The organism is Parasphingorhabdus sp. (assembly GCF_048269915.1).
In the GTDB taxonomy this organism is placed as follows: domain Bacteria; phylum Pseudomonadota; class Alphaproteobacteria; order Sphingomonadales; family Sphingomonadaceae; genus Parasphingorhabdus.
The window spans coordinates 95,018-120,304 of the sequence record NZ_JBLWTY010000003.1 but is presented as its reverse complement, the minus strand read 5'-3'; the positions used below and the strand labels follow the sequence as shown (position 1 = coordinate 120,304).

Annotated in this window: 21 protein-coding genes; 10 read left to right on the top strand and 11 right to left on the bottom strand. The window is 52.0% G+C overall.

All coding sequences use genetic code 11. The features are described 5' to 3' along the window. The first annotated feature begins 4 nt into the window (after positions 1–4). A complete protein-coding gene (locus ACN0WX_RS09080) occupies positions 5–1,222 on the top strand; it encodes an efflux RND transporter periplasmic adaptor subunit (protein WP_417621995.1) in 1,218 nt (405 codons plus the stop codon). Here the strand turns inward: ACN0WX_RS09080 and ACN0WX_RS09075 are convergent. Continuing rightward, positions 1,197–1,796, bottom strand: a complete 600-nt coding sequence (locus ACN0WX_RS09075) for a GNAT family N-acetyltransferase (RefSeq protein ID WP_417621994.1) — start codon at positions 1,794–1,796, stop codon at positions 1,197–1,199. The genes ACN0WX_RS09080 and ACN0WX_RS09075 overlap by 26 nt on opposite strands. Positions 1,797–2,030: 234 nt before the next feature. Here ACN0WX_RS09075 and ACN0WX_RS09070 point away from each other — a divergent pair, with 234 nt between their 5' ends. From ACN0WX_RS09070 to ACN0WX_RS09055, 4 genes are all read left to right on the top strand, one after another. Further along, positions 2,031–3,329: an acetyl-CoA hydrolase/transferase family protein gene (locus ACN0WX_RS09070; RefSeq protein ID WP_417621993.1), complete on the top strand. Its 1,299-nt coding sequence runs from the start codon at positions 2,031–2,033 to the stop codon at positions 3,327–3,329. A gap of 188 nt (positions 3,330–3,517) precedes the next feature. Continuing rightward, entirely contained in the window at positions 3,518–4,306 is a 789-nt protein-coding gene (lptB, locus tag ACN0WX_RS09065; RefSeq protein ID WP_417621992.1) for an LPS export ABC transporter ATP-binding protein, read from the top strand. A gap of 136 nt (positions 4,307–4,442) precedes the next feature. Further along, on the top strand, positions 4,443–5,255 hold the full coding sequence (locus tag ACN0WX_RS09060) for a universal stress protein (RefSeq protein ID WP_417621991.1): 813 nt from the start codon (positions 4,443–4,445) through the stop codon (positions 5,253–5,255). Between the two features lie 32 nt (positions 5,256–5,287). Continuing rightward, positions 5,288–6,838, top strand: a complete 1,551-nt coding sequence (locus ACN0WX_RS09055) for an MBL fold metallo-hydrolase (RefSeq protein ID WP_417621990.1) — start codon at positions 5,288–5,290, stop codon at positions 6,836–6,838. Positions 6,839–6,846: 8 nt separating this feature from the next. Here ACN0WX_RS09055 and ACN0WX_RS09050 read toward each other — a convergent pair whose 3' ends face one another. The 8 genes from ACN0WX_RS09050 to ACN0WX_RS09015 all read right to left on the bottom strand — a co-directional run bounded on the left by ACN0WX_RS09050 (position 6,847) and on the right by ACN0WX_RS09015 (position 17,183). Beyond that, complete coding sequence (locus ACN0WX_RS09050; RefSeq protein WP_417621989.1) at positions 6,847–7,677, bottom strand: universal stress protein; 831 nt, start codon at positions 7,675–7,677, stop codon at positions 6,847–6,849. Between the two features lie 125 nt (positions 7,678–7,802). Next, a complete protein-coding gene (locus tag ACN0WX_RS09045; RefSeq protein WP_417621988.1) occupies positions 7,803–8,318 on the bottom strand; it encodes an Hsp20/alpha crystallin family protein in 516 nt (171 codons plus the stop codon). A gap of 245 nt (positions 8,319–8,563) precedes the next feature. Next, the gene (locus ACN0WX_RS09040) at positions 8,564–10,156 is read right to left on the bottom strand and encodes a hypothetical protein (RefSeq protein ID WP_417621987.1); all 1,593 of its coding nucleotides are present in this window, start codon (positions 10,154–10,156) and stop codon (positions 8,564–8,566) included. 214 nt (positions 10,157–10,370) lie between these two features. Beyond that, complete coding sequence (locus tag ACN0WX_RS09035; protein WP_417621986.1) at positions 10,371–10,775, bottom strand: PAS domain-containing protein; 405 nt, start codon at positions 10,773–10,775, stop codon at positions 10,371–10,373. 381 nt (positions 10,776–11,156) lie between these two features. Further along, a complete protein-coding gene (locus tag ACN0WX_RS09030) occupies positions 11,157–12,347 on the bottom strand; it encodes a tetratricopeptide repeat protein (protein ID WP_417621985.1) in 1,191 nt (396 codons plus the stop codon). A 974-nt stretch (positions 12,348–13,321) separates the two neighbouring features. Then, positions 13,322–14,242 carry a PilZ domain-containing protein gene (locus ACN0WX_RS09025; protein WP_417621984.1) on the bottom strand — a complete coding sequence of 307 codons (921 nt, stop codon included), beginning with the start codon at positions 14,240–14,242 and terminating at the stop codon, positions 13,322–13,324. Between the two features lie 9 nt (positions 14,243–14,251). Next, positions 14,252–14,863, bottom strand: a complete 612-nt coding sequence (locus tag ACN0WX_RS09020) for a hypothetical protein (protein ID WP_417621983.1) — start codon at positions 14,861–14,863, stop codon at positions 14,252–14,254. 910 nt (positions 14,864–15,773) lie between these two features. After that, positions 15,774–17,183, bottom strand: coding sequence for a Mur ligase family protein (locus ACN0WX_RS09015; protein WP_417621982.1), 1,410 nt, complete (start codon positions 17,181–17,183; stop codon positions 15,774–15,776). Between the two features lie 34 nt (positions 17,184–17,217). Here ACN0WX_RS09015 and ACN0WX_RS09010 point away from each other — a divergent pair, with 34 nt between their 5' ends. Continuing rightward, complete coding sequence (locus ACN0WX_RS09010; protein ID WP_417621981.1) at positions 17,218–18,075, top strand: LD-carboxypeptidase; 858 nt, start codon at positions 17,218–17,220, stop codon at positions 18,073–18,075. 47 nt (positions 18,076–18,122) lie between these two features. Here the strand turns inward: ACN0WX_RS09010 and ACN0WX_RS09005 are convergent, their stop codons facing one another. Then, positions 18,123–20,045 carry a polysaccharide biosynthesis protein gene (locus ACN0WX_RS09005; RefSeq protein WP_417621980.1) on the bottom strand — a complete coding sequence of 641 codons (1,923 nt, stop codon included), beginning with the start codon at positions 20,043–20,045 and terminating at the stop codon, positions 18,123–18,125. A 301-nt stretch (positions 20,046–20,346) separates the two neighbouring features. Here ACN0WX_RS09005 and ACN0WX_RS09000 point away from each other — a divergent pair, with 301 nt between their 5' ends. The 3 genes from ACN0WX_RS09000 to ACN0WX_RS08990 are packed head-to-tail and all read left to right on the top strand — an operon-like array spanning position 20,347 to position 23,552. After that, positions 20,347–21,654 carry a UDP-glucose dehydrogenase family protein gene (locus tag ACN0WX_RS09000; protein ID WP_417621979.1) on the top strand — a complete coding sequence of 436 codons (1,308 nt, stop codon included), beginning with the start codon at positions 20,347–20,349 and terminating at the stop codon, positions 21,652–21,654. 16 nt (positions 21,655–21,670) lie between these two features. After that, positions 21,671–22,474, top strand: a complete 804-nt coding sequence (locus tag ACN0WX_RS08995) for a class I mannose-6-phosphate isomerase (RefSeq protein WP_417621978.1) — start codon at positions 21,671–21,673, stop codon at positions 22,472–22,474. Between the two features lie 4 nt (positions 22,475–22,478). Continuing rightward, complete coding sequence (locus tag ACN0WX_RS08990) at positions 22,479–23,552, top strand: mannose-1-phosphate guanylyltransferase/mannose-6-phosphate isomerase (RefSeq protein ID WP_417621977.1); 1,074 nt, start codon at positions 22,479–22,481, stop codon at positions 23,550–23,552. Here the strand turns inward: ACN0WX_RS08990 and ACN0WX_RS08985 are convergent. Continuing rightward, complete coding sequence (locus ACN0WX_RS08985; protein WP_417621976.1) at positions 23,549–23,959, bottom strand: hypothetical protein; 411 nt, start codon at positions 23,957–23,959, stop codon at positions 23,549–23,551. The two genes, ACN0WX_RS08990 and ACN0WX_RS08985, sit on opposite strands and share 4 nt — an antisense overlap. Positions 23,960–24,054: 95 nt before the next feature. Here ACN0WX_RS08985 and wecB point away from each other — a divergent pair, with 95 nt between their 5' ends. Further along, on the top strand, positions 24,055–25,200 hold the full coding sequence (gene wecB / locus ACN0WX_RS08980) for a non-hydrolyzing UDP-N-acetylglucosamine 2-epimerase (protein WP_417621975.1): 1,146 nt from the start codon (positions 24,055–24,057) through the stop codon (positions 25,198–25,200). The last annotated feature ends 87 nt before the right edge of the window (positions 25,201–25,287 follow it).

Here is a 25,287-nt window from a genome sequence, read left to right as displayed (position 1 = left end):
GGCGATGGCTTCACACCATCTGAACCGGCTTGGCCCGAGAATTATAATCGGCATCATATTCGTCATTCTGGCCATCGCCATCTATTTTGCGATGCGCTCCCCTCCGATTGATGTCGATGTGGCGAAAGTCAATGAGGGACCAATGCTGGTATCGATCAACGATGAAGGGGAAACCCGGGTGCGCGACATGTTCGTGGTGTCGGCACCGATCAACGGCCAGTTGCTGCGTGTCGACCTGGATGCCGGTGATCCGGTGGTGGCCGGCCAGACGATCGTCGCCCGGATCATGCCGGCGCAGCCCGATTTTCTCAATCCGCGTAGCGCGGCGGAAACACAGGCGCAAATCCAGGCACTCCGGGCGGCGGTACAATCGTCCACTGCCCGGATTGCCCAGGCAGAGGCGGACCGCAAGCTAGCGGCTGCCAATTTCGAGCGGGTAGACGCGCTTCATCAACGCGGTTTCGCAACCAAAACCGCACATGACGCGAGCCGCGCCGCGCGCGACAGTAGCGCAGCACGGCTGACCGAAGCACGAAAGGGAGCGGAATCAGCTCGGGCTGAACTGAAGGCCGCGCGCGCCCGACTGATGGCCCCGTCCACCCGTCCCAGCGGCCAAAGCCTTGCGGTCTTTTCTCCCGAAAGCGGGTCTGTGCTGCGCCTGACGCATGAGAGCGAGACCCCGATCAGCGCCGGGACGCCTGTCGTCGAGATCGGCAATCCGGCCGACATTGAGATTGTCACCGACCTGCTCTCCAGCGATGCGGTAAAAATCAAGCCGGGCAGCCGGGTAATTATCGAGAATTGGGGCGGTGATAAACCGCTCACCGGCAAGGTGCAACGGATCGAGCCGTTCGGCTTTACCAAGATTTCCGCGCTGGGCGTGGAAGAACAGCGCGTCAATGTGATTATCGATTTCGCTGATCCACTCGCGGCAAGACAGCGCCTCGGCCATGGCTACCGGGTCATCGTCAAGGTCGTCGAATGGGAAGGAAAAAATGTCCTGCAGGCTCCCGTGAGCGCCCTGTTCCGCGACAAGGGCCAATGGTCGGTCTTCGTCATGCGTAGCGGCAAGGCATGGCTCGTCCCGGTCAAGATTGGCCGGATGAATGACGAGCACGCGCAAATTCTGGAAGGTTTGGCAGCGGGCGCCGAAGTGATTTTGCACCCCAGCGAAAAGATAGAGGACAAAACCCGGGTCAGGCTGCGGGAGGAGGGGACGTAAGCTCAAATTCCAGCATCATGAGCGTAGCGTCCCAAGGACAGGACCGGGCCGTAAAACCCATTTCCTTTTCCAGTTCGATTGCCGCGTGATTCTGGCGGCATTCGATAGACTGGAGTTTCTTGATGCCACTTTGCCGCGCCTGTTCCACCACATATTTCAGGAACGTCCAGCTCATCCCGCGATGCTTGTAGTCATCGCGCACGACGATAGCGTCTTCTGCCTCGGACTTATCTGCCTTGCTCCCCAGCATTGCGCTGGCAACAATAGTTTTGTCGTCAATGTCAAAGGCGAGATAGTCCTCCTTGTTATCATGATCCACATTGATAAATTCATCGAGCAGGGACCCTCTGACCTCACGGATCGGTGACAGAAAACGGAACAGCAGATCGTCTTTTGAAACATGGCTGAAAAATTCCGCCAGAGCTTCCTTGTCCGATGGCTCGACGGGCCGGACATGAAATTCAAATCCGCTACGGGTGGTTAACGGGATACTGCTGCTAACAACAACTGCGTGATCGAGCTTGATCGGCTCGCCAGGAACGGGCTGAGCAGCGGATGGTTGTGTCTCGGGCATAGGAAGTCCTCTTGCAAAGTTTCGGTAAGCGGGTTTATCTGACAAAAATATAATCCGGCCCGCAAAGAGCCCGCCATCCGTAAACCAACGTATCGGCCTTTCAGGATTCATTGGCTCTCATGAGCTGCAATTTCGCCGGCGGATACGTATTGCCACCTATTGACTCCATTGCCGTTCCTCCGGTCTGTATCCGGTTTGACGTAAGATCCGTTTTTCCTGTTTGAGGCATTGGCAATGACACATAGAGACGAATATCGCTCCCGGCTCAGGACTGCCGATCAGGCAGTGCAAGGACTGCAATCCGGCGCGCATATTGCTATGGGCATGGCAACGGCAGAGCCGCCGGCTTTGCTTGGCGCGCTGGCGAAAATGGCCGAACATGGCGATGTCGATGATCTGAAACTGTGGTATTTTCACTCTATGGATCACGCCGGTGACACGGTGTTGCGGCCCGACCTGCTCGGCCATATTCGCCCGCGCTGCATGTTTCTCAGCTCCATCGAACGAAAATTGCTCGCGGCGCAGAAAGCCGGGGAAAAAAGTCCGATCGGATTTGTTCCTGTCGCGTTCAGCGATTCCCCGCGGCTGTTCGAGGAGCAGGTGTCGCTGGACCTGTTTGTGACCACGGTGTCGCCGATGGACAAGCATGGCTGGTTTACCTTTGGCACCAGCAATGATTATTCGACGACCGCCGCCCGCAGTGCGAAAAAGCTGGTGGTCGAGGTCAATCCGAACATGCCGCGCGTATTCGGTGCCTCGCTGCTGCATATTTCCGAAATTGACGCGATTGTCGAAAATACCGCGCCGCTCGCCGAAGTATACGCGCCGGAGACGTGCGAGGCGGAAGCAAAAGTGGCGGCCACGATCGCCGACATGATTGATGACGGAGCCTGTCTGCAAATGGGGATTGGCGCCCTGCCCGGAGCGGTCTGCGCCCTGTTGCAGGATCGACGCGATCTGGGCATCCATACCGAGTTGATGACCCCTGCCCTCGCCGGTCTCATCCAGTGCGGCGCGGTTACCAATCAGGCCAAGACCACCTATCGGGGGCGCAGCGTCTTTACCTTCGCCATGGGCGACAGGGCGTTTTACGACTTTCTGGATGACAATCCTGCCATACACAGCGCGCCGGTGAATATCGTCAACGACCCTCGGCATATTGCGAAAAACAAAAATGTCGTATCGGTCAATGCGACGTTACAGATCGACCTTGGCGGGGCCTGCAATTCGGAACATATGCTGGGGCGCCAATATAGCGGATCGGGCGGCCAACTCGACTTCGTACGCGGTGCCAACGCGTCCAGAGGCGGAAAATCGATCATCGCCTGCCAGTCTACGGCCCGCAACGGTACGGTCTCGCGTATCGTCCCCAGACTGGACGGGCCGGTTACAACGCCGCGCAACGACACGCATATTGTGGTGACCGAATATGGCTGGGTTGATCTGAAGGGGAAATCGCTGAACCAGCGTGCGGATGCCCTGATCGGACTCGCCCATCCCAAGTTCCGGGATGGGCTGGCAAATGGTTTGTAAAGCGGGCTCCCCCTACGATCAGCAGCGATAATAATCGCCGTAAAGCAGACTCCATCTTAGCCCCGCGCTTTTAAACTCGCATCGCTATGTCCGCTCGGAAAAGCGGAACCCTACGTAAACACCCTGATGTTGTTGGGATGGCTTGCCTTTTATCGTACATTCATCCGGGACAAAGGTATCGCGAGCCATTGAAGCAAATCATTCTCCCGACTTTATCGCATTCTGCGGAACCGCCGACGCCAGAAGGTGCGGGCCTCTCGGTTGTTTCGATCAGCAGGAAATTTGGTAAAAAGACGGTCCTGCACGACGTTTCGATCGAGGTCCGTCGCTCGGAAGTCGTCGGTTTACTCGGACGTGACGGAGCAGGGAAAACCATCACTTTTTACTCGATTCTGGGGTTGCTGCAGGTCAACTCCGGACATGTTTTTCTTGATGGCAATGACATAACCGACTTGTCCCTCGATCGCCGAGCGCTTCGCGGACTGGGATATCTTCCGCAAGAATCCTCTATCTTTCGCGGACTGACGGTTGAACAGAACATATTGACCGTACTCGAACTATTTGAACCGAACCCCATATTGCGAGCGCAGCGGCTTGATGAACTTCTCGCCGAATTTCATATCGAATATGTACGCCACGTTCCGGCCCGGGCCCTGTCTGGTGGGGAACGACGGCGATGCGAAATCGCCCGGGCTATGGCAGCTAATCCAACCATCATGCTCTTCGACGAACCCTTTGCGGGCATCGACCCCCTTTCGGTCAGGGATATCAAGGCAATGATTGCCGATTTGGAAAGCCACGATGTTGGCATTCTGGTTACCGATCAAAATGTGCGGGAGATGGTCGACATCCTGGACCGGGTCTATGTCCTGCACGAAGGCCGGATCGTATTCAGCGGCACGCCGGAAGCGATGCTCGCCGACAAAGTCGTACGCCACCTTTACCTTGGCGAGGCATTTCATACGACAACTAGGTAACACTACGGATGGTCCTTCAAAAGCAATTCCAGCATTCACAGCTTTTCTGACTGCGATGAATAAAGTCACAGGGAGAGATTGCTTTTCCGGAACAAATTCACCGGACAGATTCTTTGAAGGAAATGGGAGATAGGCGATGAAATCAGTGCTACTTTATGTGAATGACGATTCCGGGCTTGATGCACGCTTTCAAGCGGCGCTCGATTTGACTCGTGCACTGGACGGACATCTTCATTGTCTTCGCGCCAATCCCTACAACCCACAAATGATTTTCGACGGCGTGACCGGCATGTCGATCACATATGACATGAGCAAATATGCGCTTGAAGTGGATGCGAAACTGCGAGCGGAAATCGAAAAACGTCTGGCCAGTGAGGACGTGCCCTGGGACTATCAGGAGGCCAATGCAGAGCCCGCCAGGGGACTTGCAAGAAACTCGGCGCTGGCCGATATCATGGTGCTGAGTTCCTGCAGCGGTGTGAAAGACAATACATTGCCCCTCAGCATTTTGGGGGACGTGATTTTCAATAGCAATATCCCGGTTGTCGTCCAGCCGGACAGCATCAAGAAATTTGATGCAACCGGTCCCGCACTTGTCGCGTGGAACGGCAGTTTCGAAGCGGGCAATGCGCTGCGCGCAGCGGTGCCGCTGCTCAAACTGGCCAGCAATGTACATATTGTCGTGGTCGAGGAAGACAAGGACCATGATCTGCCGCCACTGGAAGCCTCCGAATATCTTTCAAGACATGGAATAAAATCGGAAATTCACGAGCTCGAGGCGAAAAAATCATCCGTTCAGGCAGTTTTGCTTTCGACCGTCAACGCTCTGGCTGCCAGCTATTTGGTGATGGGTGCTTATGGCCACAGCCGCGCCCGTGAATTTCTGCTGGGCGGCGTAACGCGGAGCCTGTTCCGGGATTGCCCGGTACCATTGGTTGTAGCGCGCTAGAATTTATATCGGATGTCCCGGGGAATGTTTGAATGAGTGGTGTAACGTTAAAATTTCATGGGGCGGCGGGAACTGTCACAGGCTCCTGTTATGAATTGCGCGGTGCGGGAAAGACAATATTGATCGATTGTGGAATGTTTCAGGGCACTCGCTCCCTTGAGGCGTTGAACCATGAAGAATTGCCTTTCGATCCAAAGACACTCGATGCTGTGCTGCTTACCCATGCCCATCTCGATCATAGTGGCAGACTGGCCTATCTCTATGCCAGTGGTTGCAAGGCCCAAACCTATTGCACCGCACCCAGCGCAGATATCATCAAGCCCCTGTTGCAGGATGCCGCGAAGCTGCAGGCGGCGGATGTCGAACGGCGGAACCGTCGCGCCGACCGGGCAGGTTTGCCGCCTTTCATCCCGCTATATGATGGCAAGGACATAACAAAATTGCACAAAAATGTCCGCACACTTGACTATTGCGAGGAACACCATCTCGGCAATGGCGTGTCGTTCCGCTTTTGGGACGCACGGCATATCGTCGGGTCAGCATCGATTGAAATCAATATTGCCGGACAGCGCCTGCTGTTCTCTGGCGATGTTGGAGCGGGGCGGCCTATCATTTGTACAGCCTCCGAAATCGGTGGCTATGACCATATGATTTGCGAATCGACCTATGGCAACCGTGATCGTGAACCTGTGCTGGTCAGCGAGCGCCGCGAAACGCTGGCGCGACATGTCGAGGAGGTAATGGCAGGAGGCGGAAATTTGCTTATACCGGCTTTTGCGCTGGAACGGACGCAGGAAATACTGGAAGATTTTGATGCCCTGTTTGAATCGAAACGCCTAGCACCGGTAAATATTTTCCTCGATTCCCCGCTGGCCCAGAAGATTACGATGGCCGTTATGCGCTACCGGGACAACGGCACCGAAGTGCTGAAACGAACCAACATCCGGTTCACCCAGAATACCGCAGAATCCAAGAAGCTGAATCGGATGACCGGAATTGTAATCATTGCCGGATCCGGCATGTGTGAGGGAGGCAGGATCAGGCATCATCTGATCCGCAACCTGCCAAACCGACAATCTCGTTTGCTACTATCCGGCTTCCAGGTTGCCGGCACATTGGGTTCGGTACTCAGAGACGGCGCAAAGCGGGTTCGGATTTCTGGCCATGATGTAATCGTAAAAGCGCAGGTTGCGATGCTGGAGGGCTATTCCAGCCACGCCGATCGCAGTGGTCTAGTGGACTGGATAAAGGACCGCACACCGGTCAGAGGCTCGGTCTTTCTTGTCCACGGAGAACAGGCGGCGCTCACTGGTCTAGCTGAATCTCTGGCCGCCAGTCCGAATTTGCCCGATGCTATCATTCCGACTTTGGGAGAGACTTGGGAATTGCACAAGGCCCAGTCAGCTACCCGCCTGTCTGCCGGTCGGCCGAATGCCGCTGAACTGACCGCTTCGCGCGATTGGATATCCAAACTGGCAGCCCTGCGACAAGAGGTAGAAGAAAAAATACTCGAACAACCATCCAACCAGGCGCGCGAAAAAATGCTCGCCGCACTCAAACGGGCTCTGGAAAGCATGGATTGAACCGGGATTTATTTGCGTTCGCGGACAATCAGCACATCCTCATCCACCCATCCGAGAACATGTTGTGCATTGCTGCCGAGTGTTGCGCGGGACAACGCGCCGCGACCATGAGTGCCCATTACAACCAGGTCCGATTGGGTTGCACCGATCTTCCGGAATAGCACCGCCGCCAAATCGCCTTTTTCGATCGAAGCATTCAAACGATCAAACACCGGATCGGCAATCAAAGGCTTGGCCAAGAAACGGGCCAGTTCTTTCTGCTCTTCCGACTTCACATCTTTGACAAACTGATCGGAACCAAGCCAGGCGCTATAAGGTTCATGATAAGCGTGCACCAGGTGCAGTCCCGGCTCCGGGAATAATTCGGCAGCAGTGGTCAACGCCTGCAGAGAACAATCGGAAAAATCAGTGGCAATAACGATATTTTTATAGGCATGGCGCGGCTTGCGCTTGACGATCAGCACTGGGACCGGCGCGTTTCTGATCAGCTGATCAACCGGACCACCCAATAAAATATCGCTGATACTATTATATCGCGCGACCCCGGTGACGATCACATCACATTTCTCAGACTGGGCTGTTTTTATGATGTTTGCAGCAATATCGCCACGCTTGACCAATATCTCGATATTAACCCGGGTCTCCGGCAGTTGGCCTGCTATTTTAGCCTCAATATCATGAAGATTGAACGATGGATTCTTGACCGTTTCCGGGTCAATCACATGGAGCAGGATCAATTTTACTTTCCAATCCTGTGCCAACATTAGCGCCCGGTCGAAGGGCCGATCACAACGCGCCGACAGATCAGTAGCGAAAAGGACTGCGTTATGGTTCATCATCCTGCTTCCTTTGCCGCCATTCTGGCCATGTCGGCCAAGTTTGCGGGCCACGCCCAACCTTCTCCTTGCACGGGGGGGGGGGTAGTGGAAAAGCTAGACGTGGCCCGCGATGCTATCGCGCCGGCTTAGCTGGCACGAATAGGAATTTTACGTTCTTTTTGAATGGCTTCAGGGCTTTTAGGAATATGAACTATCAACAGTCCATCCTTCACATCTGCACTGATTTTTTTGTCATCAATACCGTTGGGCAATTTAATCAGACGTTCGAAGCTGCCATATTGCCGCTCGGAAAACATGAAGCTCTCGCCATCTTCTTCATGCGTCTCGGTCTTCTCTCCCGAAATCCGCAACATGCTGTCAGACAATTTGATCTCGATATCATCACTGCCCATACCGGGAACTTCGGCGACCAGTTCATATTCGTCCTTCTTATCCCGCAATTCGACAAGCGGATCAACATTATCGTAGAATTTCTGCATCCATCGGGAAGCCAAAGCATTGCCCGGCCTGTCGTCGAACATCCGGTCAAATTCATCGCGCAATCGCGAGAATGGCGCCAACATATCATTTGCGCCAAATGGGCTAAGCTGCCGCCGAGGCGATGCCGTTTCAACCGGAACACTGGATTTCTTCTTACCCATTTCTTTTTCCTTAGCTTGAATTTCGAATCATCGTCCCCCGTGTCGAGATTAATATTATTTCGGCAGCTTCATCTGAATCAGTGGATTCCCCTATGTAATGATACTTATTTCGGCCGCGCGCGCACATTGCGCGCTGACCAAGCGGATATCTTCCGAATATTTCTGCGGACTGGCTCGTCTGTCGCCTCAAAATTGCCAAGGGGGCTCCGTCCCGACGTTAGCCGGCCAGCATCACGACCAAATCTCTAGTAAAGCTTGGCCTTTTCAAAATCTGACTCCAGCTGCCGAACAAGATCTGGGTTGGATATCCATCTGCTCAGCACCTGGCGCGGTGCCGCGGTTTCCGGCAAGTCTGATCGTTCTGCCAACAGCCGCCACGCTCTGCGCGCCTCTACTTTGTTACCGAGCTGCGCCGTCGACAAAATATAGCTTATCTCCAAGCCTGGTGCGCCGCCGGGTACGGAGACCATATATTTTGACGCCAGCTGCTGGGCAGCTTTCGCATCTCCGCGGCGCAGTTTTTGCATCGCCAATGTCCCTGCAACAGCGGGATCGACGTCGGGATCAATCTCTATGGCCCTTGTGGAATATGCTTCACCCTCCGGCATGTTGCAGGCCAACATATACAGACCCAGATAGCCCATTATTCTGGAATTCAGCGGATTGAGTTGGACGGCCCGCTCTCCCCAAGCCACGCCTTTGCGACAATCGCTTTCAAAAAACGCGCTCTGCGCCACGGCAAAGGTCGCCGATGCGCTGTCATGATCAAGTTTCGCCGCCATCAGCGCATAGTCCTTGCCCACACCATCAATCTCATAATCACTGCCAAATCGTTCGGATATATTTTTGGCGATCGCGAGCATGCTCATCAAATAAGAGTCGTTGGAAAACTGTTGAGCAGATGCTTCCATACATTCCAGAGTGGGTTTCAGTATCTCGTCATCGCGGTAACGCAAATATCGATGAAACTGAAGCAGGCACGGGTAGCCAGGCGTAAATTCATCGCGATATTTCGATCGCTCATGCTGGGCGATCTTACCCAGAGGACTGGCAATATTGACCACCGCCCGATCGAGATCTGCCTCCAGTTGTTCTGTCGACGTCATCTCAAATCTGCTGGACCAGATCACCTCTCTGCTAGCACTGTCGACGAGGCGAAGCTGAATCCGATCCGCCGCTTCATTCAGGACCGAGGATTCAAGTGTATATTGCGACCTGCCTGTCGACTTCAAATTCTCCTCGAAGATGCGAACCTGATCGAACTTCTCCAGTGTTCCGACCAAATAGCTATGGATCGTTTCTATTTTCGCACGGGACGCAGGATCAACGACATCCCCGGACCCTTTCACGATGACCGCAGGATATGAAATGGCGGTTGCGGGGATAGTTGATGGCTTTTGCATATAGTAACCAACGCCGATCGCAATCGCTATGGTTACCAAAAATATCGCCAGAATAGTGCTGCTGCGGACCGCCCCGATGCTACTGGCGAAAAGGGTCAATCGATCATTTGATCCTTTCGATGGATCGCCCCGTTTCTCGTCCCTTGGCTCCAAGCCATTCTGCTGGGAGGCCACGCCATTGAACGTCTCGTTGGGACCCAGAATTATTTCATAACGGTGATAAGGGATGAACAGTCGATTTTCGCTATCGTCACGCAAATAGAAATGGTCGAGCATACGCCGCAAACGCCCGATCTGAACGCGCGGATAGCTGTCAACCTGGGCATCAAATCCATTGTCTCGGCCGAGAGCATCGACCGCAACCGCATAAGCGGTCAGCGGCTTACTATCTTCTGACACTTTATAATCGACGAGAAACCGAAGCAATTTGCTCATCGTCGGTGAGCGCATGAATTCCGGACTGCACAGCAGCCGGTCCCGCTCCAAGCATAATTGAAGCTTTTCCTCTTCATTCAAAATTCGTACGGTCCTTCCAACTATTGTGGCGGCCTGCCCTGCCCGAACACTTCAGAATAAATATGCCGTTTCTGCCCCTTCAACCCATAGTGATTAAAATAGTTGCGCGAAGTTAGAATTTATATGCTTCGGCTTATATGAATTTCCGATCTTCGGGTGTACTCAGATCAACGAAACAACCAAAAATACCCAAAACCTCGCCAGTCGCACCAATCTGACAAGTTCCGCGCGCGAGCACCGGCAACTCCAGTCCATTTTCGGTAATTATCCGGGCCCGAAATTCAAAGTCCTCCCCTTCTTCCATCGCGCGCGCAACAGCGGCTTGAACCATAGGCCGGTCGTCCGGATGATAATATTCCACCGCGGTTTCGAGTTGCGGCTGTCCCAGCGAATGACGACGCTCATGCATGTCGAAGATATAGTCTGACCATTCTACGGCATTTGTCTTGGCATCCACATGCCAGGATCCAAAGCGACCAACATCTTCTGAAATCTCAAGCGTCAGCTTGAGACGATCCCGTTCTGTTTCGGCGTCCACCAGGGTTGCTCGCAACTGCCGCAACCGGAAAACAAGAAATACAATGGTCGCTATTAATACCAAAGCGAGAGTATAAAAAAAATCGTCTGATATCATATTTGCCTTTATATCCTTGTTTTTCGACAGGAATTAATATCCCACGCGATGATTAACCGTTTCGTGCGACAATAGACTTAACAAATTGAAAGCATAAAACCGACCTGTTTTTGCGTGACAAGAATTTACAAGGGGCGTCGCCGAAGATTTACTGTTCTAATCATTGACTGAAGCATGGGCGAAGATGTTCGCTTTGAATGGATTCACGCGGAAAAATCACATCCGGGATCACATAACATGAACCCGGAGCCATGCCCCTTGACCAAATGAACCGCGCTTCCAGTTCTATTTGTCGAACATTCCCGTTCGATCAAATATTTCCATAATTTCATGGATCAGATTTGGGCTAACAATCCATTGACCGAGCACTTCACGTGGAGGACTGCTTTCGGGCAACCCAAAATGGGCGGCCAGAGTTTTCCACGCCCGTTGCGCCTCTTTTCTGTCATTTAAAATCGCTGATGACAGAATATAGGTCAGCTGAAGCGCTGGCTCGTCTCGTGGGGACGAGGCCATATATTCCAGAGACAATTCGCGCGCCGCTTCCGCTTCCCCGCGTTTCAGCATCTGGAATGCTACGACGGCGGCGATCGTCAAATCAGCGTTGGGATCCAGTTCAAGAGCGCGAGCTGCATATCTCTCGCCGCCGGGATATTTGCAGCCAATCATATAGAGACCGAGATATCCGGATATCCGGGAATTCAAGGGGTTTAATTCCAGCGCCTTCTTTCCCCATGCCAAACCCGTCGCACAGTCCCCTGCCAAAAATGCAGATTGCGACACTGCAAAATTAACCGCAGCGCTATTGTGATCGAGCACCTCAGCCTGCCGGGCAAAATCCATGCCCGAAGCCCCGGTTTTTGATTGACTGCCGGGGCGTTGCTCCAGATTCTGAAAGAAGGCAAACACACTCAGCAGATGGGCATCATTGGGAAAGCGCTTCACCGATGTTTGCAGACATTTGCGTATCGGCTCGAGTTTCTCCGGTTCGCGATAGCGGACATATAGATCGAACTGAATCAGACAGGGATATCCAGCGGAATAATTATTCTCCGCCTTTGACATTTCTGTTTGGGCAATTTTCCCATAGTTGCTGGCAAGCGCGACAATGGCTTTGTCCAACTCCAGTTTCAGAGCCTCTTGATTTCTCGTACTCAGTTCCTGCGACCACAAAATCTCGCCGCTGCTCCCATCAAGCAAGCGTAGCTCTATCAAATCTGCAGCGGCCTCCAAAAACCGCAGCCGGACAATATAGCCTGAATTTTCGGGCGGATTGGACTGTGCATCAAATATCCGGATACTGCCAAACCCGTTCAAGCCGCGAACCAGCTGGTTTTCGATCGTTTCGGTAAGTTCGGTTGTGCGTTCACTACCTCCCTGTGTCGGAAAATCCAGGACCACACGGGGATAAGCAATTGCGTCGGCCTCCGGCTCGGCCGAAAGAAAATATCCCGAAATGCCGGTCAATGCCAGCAAGACAAAGATTCCGAAGAGAATAGCATAGTGTTTGAACGATCGAGGCAGCGGTTGTGCACCCGATTCAGCGGGCGTTGACGGTGGTTGATTTTCAGAGGCTGAATCGCTGCTTATTCCGATCAGGCCGTCCTGACTCTCGACGCTCTCTATATTGGGTTCCAGTATGAGCTCATACTTGTTCAGGGCTAGAGACAGGCGATTTTCGCCTCCCTTCCGCAAGTAAAAATTGTCAAGCATTCTCCGGAGGCGCCCCATCTGGACGCGCGGGTAGCTATCGCTCTGTGGATCAAAATCCGCATTGCGACCGAGCGCATCCGTAGCAATCGTATAGCTTTTTAATGGGACACTGTTTTCCGACAGTCTATAATCCACCAGAAATCGCAAAAGTTTGCACATGCTCGGCGAGCGAGAAAATTCAGGATCACTCAACAATCGATCACGTTCCAGACACAATTGCAGAGTGGTTGTGTCATCCATCGGTAGATTATTGTCGTTCAGTGGATCATCCTATAAACAGCGATGTTTCATGGGTTCAAAATTGACCCCAAAAATCTTTGTAACGCACTGTAACATAGTACAAGATCAAAATCATTCAAACCATCAAATCCGGATTTGGGCACAAACTGCAAAGATAAAATTAAAAACAGGCAATATTAATTCTGCTACCCTGAAATTGCTGCCGATTGGCTGGTTCACCGCAATGATGCCAACGCCTAAAACGCGCGGGCCGTGACCCAACTGATCTAGCCGTCAAGCTCCGGCGAAACTGTCGGATGCGCTTTGAGATCAAGTCTGTCCGAGCCTGCGCCGCGTTGAATTTGTCGACGGTTGAACAAGCACTCGAGTGCCTAGATAAGCCACAAAATGCAATTGAAACCGCAGCTCAAATCAGGCAAGCGGCAGCGGATTATTGAAGCAACCACCCGGATAGTCCGAAGAGTAGCGACCCTCGCCCTTCCCGGCAGTGCTGTGGTTCAGCTCAATTGTGATTTAGAGGCCGCCCGTTCTTCATCAAAGGCGCGCAGCACAATTGTCCCGATTGAAAGCTCTACATTGTCAGCATTTCTTATACTAACCCTGTAGAAGAATTTCGAGGTGGCTTTGAACTGGATCAGGGCTTCGGCCGCAGAATCCATTGTATCGATCAGTATCTCTTTTCCCAAGTCATCATGCCCGATGATATGATAAGGTAAAGAATCTGCTGCGCGATCCGTGGCGCCATCATTGCCACTCTTATTCAAAGCGGCAAGTTCGTCTGTTTCCATTTTTGTAGTCCGATAGAAAGTGGATAACCAGACCATGATGTCGTCGAGCGGTAGCCTCTGGGAGAATATGATCCCGACGCGGTTGCCTGATTGCCAGCGCACAGTACCACTGATGTCCAACAAATCCGGCACCGACAGGCGCAAGTTCTTCCCGATCTCAAACTGAAAATTTGTACTGACACATATGCCTGCAGGCGAAATGTCACAAATATCCGCATGGATCAGTTTCGATCCCTGATAGAGGTTGATCGGATGCTGCATCTCGATGCGGGGCAGTCGTGCGATCCGTCCGACCTTAGTCTCATTAGGTTTAGCCAGGACCTTCGAGACATCAATAGGCTCGTGAAACTCGACTCCCGCCAAGGCGTTCTTGCGCCATCTCACCGTACCGGTCAGTTCCTGCTCCTCAGTCAGAAGAGCAGAAACATCATTGCTCAATTCAAAATCGGGGTGCACTTCAATCATCATACCGGTGGCGGAGAGGTTCTTTATGAAACCCCAGCCTTCCCCCGATTCAGTCTTGATTTTCGCAAGGCGAAGCATCGCGATATGCCGGTCCTGCTTCCTCCGGTCATCATCTGCCTGAACACCTTCAGGTGCCGGATCCGAATGCGCATCAGATTCGATCATGTTCGTCATCTACTTAACCTTCATTCTATAGCGCAAGGAAAACCGTTCATGTTTTCCACTGGCAGGCAGCAAAGCACCGTACGGATGGAGCTTAATATGCGTGACATTGTGATCAAAACCATCATGATCAGCCACGGGAACATAGTCGAAGGTTTTGCCATCATTGCTGGAAAATTCAACCGAATCCTCGGAGTCGGTCAAGCCGCCGAAGCTAAATTCCAAACCGCTGTCATTGTCCTTGAACAAGGCCGGACCCGTACCATCCCGCCCCAGGTCACCAACGAACAGAGAAAGATGCTTGGGGACCATATCCACAAGTGCAAAGGATGTCGCGGGAGAACCTCCGGCTGTGGGACCTGTGACACTCACGGAAAAGTCGACAATGGCGCCTGGAACAGCGTGAGCCGCATCGCCCCGGCCAGCCGGGCTCCCAGCAATGCTGTTGGACAATGCAATGGCGATATTTTCACTCTGGCCTGCCTCCGCAGATGTCGGCAGCGAAACGGCAAAGAAGGTCGCGGCACAAATCCAGGGCAGAGCGCCAGAATATGATCTCTTGCGCTCGCGCCGACCGTCTTCATATAACCGAGGAGCTTCATATTTGGCATTGGGTGACTGCATAATTTTTCCTTAGTGGTTGCCTGATTACAGCGATTCTATCAGGCGGCATTCGCAATCACGAAGCGAAGCGCGATATGAGACTATGATCTCATCGTCGATTAAGCTGGTTTTAGCCTGCCCTGCTGGATCGGCTTCCGATGCTTCATAAGCAACAGCCGGCAAAATGCTGACGGCCATAGTAGTTGCAGCAGTTGTGGTGGATAGTAACGTGATGATGGCACCACGAAAGGACCGCAAGAAATCGGCCGTCTCTTCCCATAATATCATACTCTCTGACCGCATCACGCATCCTACAACTACTGTGCAAGAGGAAGACTCTCGGGCTTCTGTCCGAATGATGGAGCAAATAGGATTGCTATCCCATTCGCTCCATCAGGATCAGTCGGCTAGATATTGACCAGAATATCGGACCGATGCCGGGACAACCGTGGCGCTTAATTGGGTTACCACAGGGACAAGCCGAATTGCCCCACTTGCCCATCGTTCATGTCGCAGCATGACGAAAAAAGGCAGTAAGACACGGATAATGTTACAGTGTGTTACGGTTGCAAGATTTTAAAGCATTGTATTAAGGAGGTTTTTTTCTGATGAGGTCAATAATCGATTGAGACGATTAACCCTTTATTCAGAATCGTTAACGATATCCTTGCTATAACAGGCCCGTCAGACAGACGTTTACGCACCACAAATGTAGCTATCGGCAATTATTTGCCCGTAAAATCACGTATGTAGAGAGCGCGACGCTAACTGCAGAAAAGATAAACCAATGCAAGCTGTCAGTCAATAGCTGCCAAGCAATCATTCATCTCCGGACTATTTATCCCGGGCTCTGCCCCGCTTTTGGCCCACATGATTCCGGCATCGCCTCGTAGGCGACTGGCACGATGTTATAAAGCGCTTGCCTGATCGACTAATGAGCGGGCTGTTTATCGGCGACCGCAGCCAATATGGAATGCGCAAATATATGCAGCGTGTCATCACGCGCACCCATGATGACGATGCGATCACCGGATTTTGCGATCTCTACTATTCTGTCGCCGCAATCTGCCCTTGCCGAGATATGCTCGGCAGTACCCCCAGCCGCTCGAATCGCCTCGACAATGGAATCGCTACCAAGAGATCGATCGACAGTACCGCCAAAATAAACGGGATCGCATAAAATAACGCGATCCTTATCGTCGAGATTTTCGGCAAACACCGCCGCGAGCTCCGCACCCATTTTTTTTATCGGTCCAAATCCATGGGGCTGGAAAAAAGCTATCACGCGTCCGGAAAAGGCCTTCAACGTCCGCAGGGTCGCAGCAATTTTGTCGGGATTATGTCCAAAATCGTCAATCACCGTTATGTCGTTCGCCATTCCCACGATATCAAACCGGCGGGCCAGCCCCTGGAACGCCCCAATGGCCCGGATTGCGTGCTCGACCGGTACGCCCATTGCGCAAGTGGTCGCAATGGCAGCCAGAGCATTGGCAATATTATGCTTGCCAGGTACTTGCAGGGTTACCTGATAATCTGACTTGCCGATGCGCATCACAAATGTGCTACCGAAAGATTCTTCATGAACCTGCAAGGCCTGATAATCGGCACCCAGGGAGAATCCGAAACTGCTCGTTTTGACCGCATTGCGTGAACCCACAAGCGAGCGTGATTCTGCATCATCAAAATTCCAAATCGCGTGCCGCGATTTGGCGATGAAATCTCCGAATAATATTCTCAGTTCTTCGAGGCTTTTATGGTCCAGGCTGACATTATTGAGCACCGCTATATCAGGATTGAACAAGGCGATTGAGCCATCGCTTTCGTCAACCTCGCTCACCATAAGCGTGCCCGCCCCGACGCGGGAACTCGCGAAAGGAGCATCAACGTCGACAAAGTTTTTCATCACCGCACCGTTCATGATCGTCGGATCATAACCAGCTTCGGTCAATATCCAGCCGACCATTCCGGTGACGGTAGATTTTCCGCTGGTTCCACCAACCGCTATGCTGTGCGCAACTTCATTGAAATGCTCTGCCAGCAGTTCGGCCCGGGTCATTCGTTTGCAACCCAGTTCAATGGCTCGCGCAACGTCTGGTACGCTGTCTTCAATTGCTGCCGAAGCAATCAAAATCTGGCTACTGTCCGTCAAACCGCTGCCATCCTGCTGAAACAGGTCAATTCCCCGATCTTGCAACCATCGGAACTTATCCGCCAATCGCCCTTGATCAAGCGCTCGATCCGATCCTGAAACACGTGCACCTGCCGCTTTGACGATCATCGCCAAGGGCAACATTCCGGAACCACCGATACCGCAAAAATAATAGGATTTGTCATCACTCATTTTATCGCGCTATTGCTTCTCTATCTATTTGGCAATGGCGCAAGGAACAATTTCCATCTCCTCATCATTCCGCATCGGCATTTGTGCGCCGTCAACCCCCTTCACACGGGAAAACGCCGACCGCGTCATTGCGCTAGCAGCCGAGACTCACCCTCAAGCCGAACTGATATTCGTGGAGCAGTGCTTCTTCGAGCAGGGTCATTTTGCCGGCAGCGATGAACAACGGACCGATAGCTTCGTCGCTTTGGCCAATGACCCAAGCATTGATGCCATATGGTTTGCACGCGGCGGTTATGGTGCTGCGCGCATAGCGGAGTCAGCGATCAGCCGACTGCACAGCCACGCCAGCCGCAAGACATATCTAGGATATAGCGATGCGGGCAATCTGCTCGCAGCGCTCTATCGAGCAGGCATTGGCAAGGTGGCTCATGGCCCCATGCCGGCAGACATCAGCAGACCAGGCGGGAATATCGCTGTCCGGAGAGCTATGGACTGGATGGTAAAAAAGCAGCCAGAGACGCTGGAATCGGGCCTGATCACCGGAATAAAACACGTCGCATTCAACTTGATGACTCTCGCCATGATGACAGGCACGAACCTGATGCCGGATTTACGGGATCACATTCTCATCGTTGAAGAGATATCAGAATATCTATACGCATTTGATCGTGCAATGTTTCACCTCTGCAGTAATTTGGCAGATCATGGTCTGTCGGGCATTAAATTGGGCAACGTCAGCGATATTCCTGAAAATGACCGGCCCTTTGGCGAAGACCCGGAAGCCATCACCCAGCGGTGGTCGCAGGCCAATGCCATCGCATATTTGGGCCGAGCCGAAATTGGACATGATGTCCAAAATAAAATTGTCCCGTTTGGGATACTCAATATCTGAAAATTTGTTAAAAATATCCCGCTGCCGCTCCGCAAGAAGCGCAGAAATCAAGAAGCTTTATCCAATTTTATATTGTCTCTACCGTGCACAAATTCCGGTACCAGCGATTTCAGCAATGTGACCGCGACTTGCGGATCGCGGCAATCCGCAAGGCCAGCAATCAGCTCATCAAGCACGTCAGATGAAAGATAGGATTCGTGGGCCTTCATGATACGGGGGTGCTGAGTGGCTTGCGGATCATTCCCGATGATCAATTCTTCATAAAGTTTTTCACCCGCACGCAGTCCGACCTCGACGATCTCTATATCGCCATCTGGGTTGACTTCATTGCGAATAGTGAGTCCTGACAACCGAACCATGGTTTCTGCGAGATCCAGAATCTTTACGGATTTCCCCATATCAAGCACAAAGACTTCGCCACCCTTTGCCATGCCTGCCGCTTGAATTACCAGCTGGGCAGCCTCCGGTATTGTCATAAAATAGCGCGTAACATTACGGTGGGTAAGGGTGATTGGACCACCTTGCTCGATCTGCTTGCGGAACAGGGGAACCACGGAACCGCTAGAACCAAGGACATTGCCAAATCGAACCATGGAAAACCGGGTCACACTCGAAGTATCGGCGAGATTTTGGATCACCTGTTCAGCCGCTCGCTTGGATGCCCCCATGACGTTGGTAGGGCGCACCGCTTTATCGGTGCTGATCAGAATAAAGTCCTTCACCTGAGCCGCCTGAGCCGCCTCAGCGAGCCTCTGGGTACCCAGTATGTTGTTTCGAATTCCCTCTATTGGATTGGCTTCTACTAGCGGCACATGTTTATATGCAGCCGCATGAAACACGGTATCCGGTTTCCACCGTGAGAAAAGTTCATCCAGCCTGTCAAGACTAGCCACTGATCCCAGAACCGGAATCAATTCCAACTCCGCCGAACTATCGCTGGCCAAGAAATTTTTCAGTTCTTTTTCAATTTCGTAAAGAGAATATTCGGACAGATCTAACAAAACCAGACAACGCGCGCCCGATTTTGCAATCTGTCGACAAAGCTCGCTCCCGATCGATCCGCCGGCTCCGGTGACCAATACCGTCTTGCCGACGATCGTCCTTCCGAACAGCAGCTCATTCGGCAAAACCGGTTCCCGCCCAAGCAGATCCTCAATTTCAAGTTCCCGAATATCGCTAAATGCGATTTTTCCAGAGATTATTTCCTGCATATTCGGCAAGGTCTGAACATGCACCTTGAACTCGCGGATTTGATCCACGATTTTTCGGCGTTTCTTGCGGTTAATTCTTGGCAAGGCCAAAAGTATATCGGTGATCTGCTGTTTCTTGATCAGTTCCGGCAGATCCTTACTCCAGAAAACCTTGTCTCCATCCAATCTTTGGCCGTTTAAACGCCGGTCGTCGTCAACATATCCGCATAATCGCATAGCGGGTTCGGACCGCATCGAGGCGGCGAGCTGTTGCCCGGCACTGCCCGCCCCATAAATTAGAACATTTTTGACTTCGCCATCAAACCGGTTTCTGCCGAGAATATCGACCATTAAATATCGAGCCGCCACCCGCGCAAAACCAACCAGAATGAAAAACACTGCCGGCTGTATGATTCCTATGGTTCGGGGCACTCCCGCCATTCCCACAACGACAAATATAAACGCAACCACGACAGTATATATTGCGAAGGAACGGGCCAATGTTTTCATCATCCCGGTGCCAGCATAGCGGAAGATCGCACGATAAACCCCACTCAGGGCAAAAACAGGGATCATCGTCAGCAGACAAATCAACACCATCTTCTGAACAGCAATATCCCATAACACCCAAACGCCGATACGAAGCGAATAGGCGATCCAGATCGACTGCACGCACAACATAATGTCGAGCAGGACAACAATTGCCTTTTTTTTCCAACGGGCTAGCTGGGCGATTTTTTCTAGCGCAGAGGTGATAACGGACGTGATAGTTTCGATCATTTAACTCTCAAAGCTCGCTTTCGATTTTCAAAGCTGCGACGCCGGAGGAGATATTTACAGATCATAATCGATTTGGCCAAGTACTTTAAAATCGCTGTTTAATTCGTCGTTTTCATGATTTGACAAAGGCAAAATTGAAATGGTTGTCGTGTAGATTATTATCTGATGATGTCTGTGCAAAATTGGTTGCAAAAGGCATATGGACATAGTCTCATTGCAGCGAACCTGACCAATTGATAGGGAACGGGTCAAAAGTCACCTGATTTTGCATGGTGAGACACTAAATGTTCGAAGGAATAAAATGAAACTTGCAATGATAGGGTCCGGCTATGTCGGCTTGGTTTCTGGAGCGTGCTTCGCCGACTTCGGCCATGATGTGGTGTGTGTCGACAAAGACGAGACCAAGATATCGAATCTGAACCAGAATATCATGCCGATTTACGAACCGGGGCTTGCGGAGCTGGTAAAACGCAATGTTGATGCGCAACGCCTATCTTTTTCGACGAATCTGGCCGATTCCATAAAGGAATGTGATGCGATTTTCATCGCCGTCGGGACCCCCTCGCGCAGAGGCGATGGCCATGCGGATCTGAGTTATGTTTACGCAGCCAGTGAAGAAATCGCGGATGCCATTACCAAGCCTACCGTCATCATAACCAAGTCGACCGTTCCCGTTGGAACCGGCGATGAAGTTGAACATATTCTTGAGAAAAAGCAGCCGCGTGATCGATTTTCGGTAGTATCCAATCCCGAATTTTTGCGCGAGGGCGCTGCTATCCGTGATTTCAAACGCCCGGACCGCATCGTTATCGGAACAGAGGATGATTGGGCGAAAGATGTAATGAGCGAGATTTACCGCCCGCTTTTCCTTAACGCATCGCCAATATTATTCACGGGACGACGCACTGCGGAATTGACCAAATATGCTGCCAATGCCTTTCTCGCTACGAAGATCACATTCATCAATGAAATCGCGGATCTTTGTGAAAAAGTAGGCGCCAACGTCCAGGAAGTTTCCCGGGGGATCGGTCTGGATAACAGGATCGGGTCGAAGTTTCTGCACGCTGGCCCCGGATATGGTGGCAGCTGCTTTCCGAAAGACACTTTGGCTTTAATGAAAACAGCCCAGGACAATGATAGTCCCGTTCGTATCGTCGAAGCGGTCGTACAGGTAAATGACCAGCGCAAACGCGCCATGGGCCGCAAGGTCATCCAAGCTCTCGATGGTGACGTCCGCGGAAAAAAGGTCACGTTGCTGGGCCTGACATTCAAACCCAATACCGATGACATGAGAGACGCTCCCTCAATTGCCATAGCGCAGACATTGATCGACGGTGGAGCGGAAGTGACAGCTTATGATCCAGAGGGCATGACACTGGCGAAAGAAATCATGCCCGCCGTCACAATGGCAGACAGCAGTTACGATGCGGCAAAAGGAGCAGATGCAGTGGTTATCGTGACCGAGTGGGATGCATTTCGTGCCTTGGATCTGAAAAAACTTGCGCAAATCATGACAGGCAATGTGCTGGTTGACTTGCGGAACATTTACAATCCATCAGAAGTCGCGCAAACAAGTCTGGTATATACGAGCGTCGGCCGAAACCAGTGAGCGCCAAACCCAGATCATGAAGCTGAAGAGGAAATTCGTCGAAAAACCGTGGGGTCAGGAAGTCTTGCCTGATATTTTTGACGGCAGCAGCGGAAAGAAAATTGGCGAAATCTGGTTCGAAGCGCCGAAGGGTATAACGTCTCAACTGATGACCAAATATCTTTTCACCAGTGAAAAGCTGTCCATTCAGGTGCACCCCAATGATCGGCAGGCCCGCAGAATCGGGTTTCCTCATGGCAAGGAAGAATGCTGGTATATCGTGGATGCAGAACCAGGCGCCGTTCTGGGTCTCGGACTAAAGAAGACCGTCAGCGCCACCAAGCTGAAAACCGCTGCAATATTGGGGGAAATCGAACAACTTGTCGATTGGAAGCCAGCCAAGGCGGGTGACTTTTATTATGTGCCTGCGGGAACGATTCATGCCGTCGGCGCGGGCGTTTCCCTCGTCGAAATTCAGCGGAACGTCGATATTACATATCGCCTTTACGATTATGGTCGGCCCCGCGAACTCCACCTGGAAGAAGCGCTCGCGGTAGCCAAACTGTCCCCCTATGACATGAAAAACTGGGATGAGATTCCGGCCGATCGCTCGGCCGCACTCTCGCTTGGCTCGCCATTTAGGCTATTCCAGATCGTCGGCACCGACGACGACGTGCTTTCGCAGACTGCTAGCAAGGAATGGCAGGTCATAACCCTGGAAGGGGCTGTCACAGTTCGCGGAAAATCGATCAAAGCCGGAGAATGTGGAATTTGTCCACGGCTGTCCGATATCGATCTTTCAACGAACATAAAGTCGCTAATCGCCTGCACGATGTCGTGAGATAATGGCCATCACGCAACAAACGAAAATTACGCCGGTCATTTTATCGGGCGGTTCCGGGACTCGATTGTGGCCGCTTTCGACGCCGGAGAAACCCAAGCAATTCCTTGCACTCCTCGGTCCGCAAAGCATGTTTCAGCTGACACTTCAGCGCTGTGCGGATGAGAGTCTCTATCAAAAACCCATCATCATTGGCTCATCCCGCCATACCGAAATCATGACCGAACAAATGGAGGAAGTGGGTGCGTCACCGGGTGCGATAATTCTCGAACCATGCGCTCGCAGTACCGCGCCTGCTATTGCACTAGCTGCGCTGGCCGCCGAAAACCCGACGGATTTACTCCTGGTAATGCCCAGCGATCATATGATCAAAAATGTCAGGGCATTCCAGAAGGCCGTTGAGGAATCCGTTTCAGTGGCACAATCGCGTTGGCTGGTAACATTTGGAATTGAGCCCACGGAACCGGCGACAGCTTACGGCTATATCCAACAAGCCGATCCAATTGTGGGAAGCGCCAGAAGTCTGTCGGCGAAAAGATTTGTCGAAAAACCGAATGAGAAAGATGCCACACAAATGCTAGCGGAAGGAGGCTATCTCTGGAATGCCGGAATATTCCTGTTCCGCGCCGACGCCTATTTGGCGGCACTGGAAAAACATGCGCCGGAGATGCTCAACGCCTGCAGATCCGCCATGGATGGAAAGCGGACGGCGAATAAGTTATATTATCCTGACGCCGACACCTTTGCTTCGTCACCATCTGATTCCGTCGACTATGCGATATTGGAAAAAGCCGAAAAGGTCGCGCTAACACCGGTCAACCCAGGCTGGTCAGATGTCGGTAGCTGGGATTCTCTGTTCGAGATTTGCCACAAAAATGAACATTCAAATGTCATATTCGGAAAGGCCGAGGCGGTAGATTCACGCAATAATCTGATCCACAGTCACGAACTTGAAATCGCCGTGCTTGGTATAGAGAATCTGATCATAGTCACCCATGAAAACAACGTTATGATTCTGCCCCGTGGGCTTTCGCAAGATGTAAAAAAAATCGCGCAGAAGCTCGAGAATGAAGACTAGCCTGAGCGGACGGCTGTCCCGATTTTATCAGCCCCCTTTTTTACCGCCATTAATTTATCGGACCTTGTTTTATCCGACTTTCCAGTCCTACCGGTCAACAAGCTCGGCCAGAATCGGGCAATTACCAACACTAATGATGGTAACAGCAGGGTATTCCAAATATCCTTGAACGCGTCGTCGTAAAATGCGCTGCTGCCCTGCAATTGTTCCGGAGCGGTGCCATGGTCATAATATTCATTGGCGAATGCCACCAGAGCCACAAGAAACCAGGGAATTGTACTAGCTAACGAGCGACGGAGAAGAAGTGCTGCCATGACCTGCACCGCTACACCTGCATAGATATGCAGGGAATTACGATCCAGCCCCGTTGACAGTTCCAGCCAGTTTTTGACTTCAGACCAATCCATGGTGGTCCGCTTGGGCTAGCAATTTGCCTTGGTCAACGATTTTTCTCAAAGATATTATTATGCAAATTTTAGCCAAACGAGTCTAAGTTGTAGGAATGACCGCGCAGATAGGAAAAAAACCGAAAGTTCTGACAATTTTTGGCACAAGGCCAGAAGCAATCAAGCTATTTCCGGTCATCCAGGCCCTGGCATCGCGCCACGGCCTCGAACCATTGTCCTGCGTAACCGCACAGCACCGAGAAATGCTCGACCAGGTACTGAATATTGCTAGTATCAAGCCGGATTTCGATCTCGACCTGATGCAGGCCAACCAGAGCCTTGATGACCTTACCAGCCGACTATTGACCGGCATTGGCAAAATACTGGACAATACCAAGCCCCAGCGGGTCGTCGTTCAGGGAGATACAGCGACTGCCATGTGCGGTGCCCTGGCGGCCTATTATCGAAAGATTCCTGTGAGTCACGTCGAGGCCGGACTCCGCAGCCATAATATCTATCACCCATGGCCGGAAGAAGTTAACCGCAAGATTATCGGCACCATCGCAGATCAGCATTTCGCGCCAACTCAAACTGCAGCGGAGGCGCTCAGAAAAGAGAATATAGCTGCGGACCAAATTCATATCACCGGAAATACGGTGATTGATGCGCTTTTGGCAACAAGTGCTAAAATCAGCAACTCAAATAAGTTGGATGAAAATCTTCTGAAAATTTATTCAAAATTTGACGGCCGAAAAATTATCGGTGTGACCAGCCATCGTCGGGAAAATCTCGATGACGGGTTGACCGATATTGCCACCGCACTGCGCACCATCGCACAGCGGGACGATGTCGCTCTAATTTTCCCCGTTCATCTCAACCCGAGAATACGGGCGATCATGCAAGACGCATTGGGTGGCCTCGATAATGTCGCAATGATCGAGCCGCTCGACTATCCCAATTTCGTGAGCTTGCTGACACAATGCAACTTCGTGCTGACCGATAGCGGCGGGGTTCAGGAAGAAGCGCCCGCGCTTGGCAAACCTGTGCTTGTGATGCGGGACACCACCGAACGGCCCGAAGGAATTGAAGCGGGAACCGCGAAACTCGTCGGAACAGACACAAGCAGAATCTTGGCGGAAGTCACAAAGCTTCTGAACAATGAGGATTACTATCTTGCTATGGCGCGCGCGCACAATCCCTATGGTGATGGACAGGCCAGCCACCGGATTGCCGATATCATCGAAAAGAGCCTGCCCACCTGAATATTTGCGGGTCTCGCCTGATATTACCTAAATATTTACAATGATTGGCTAGCTTCTCCGGACGAAAATCGCGCTGCAACGGCGCCC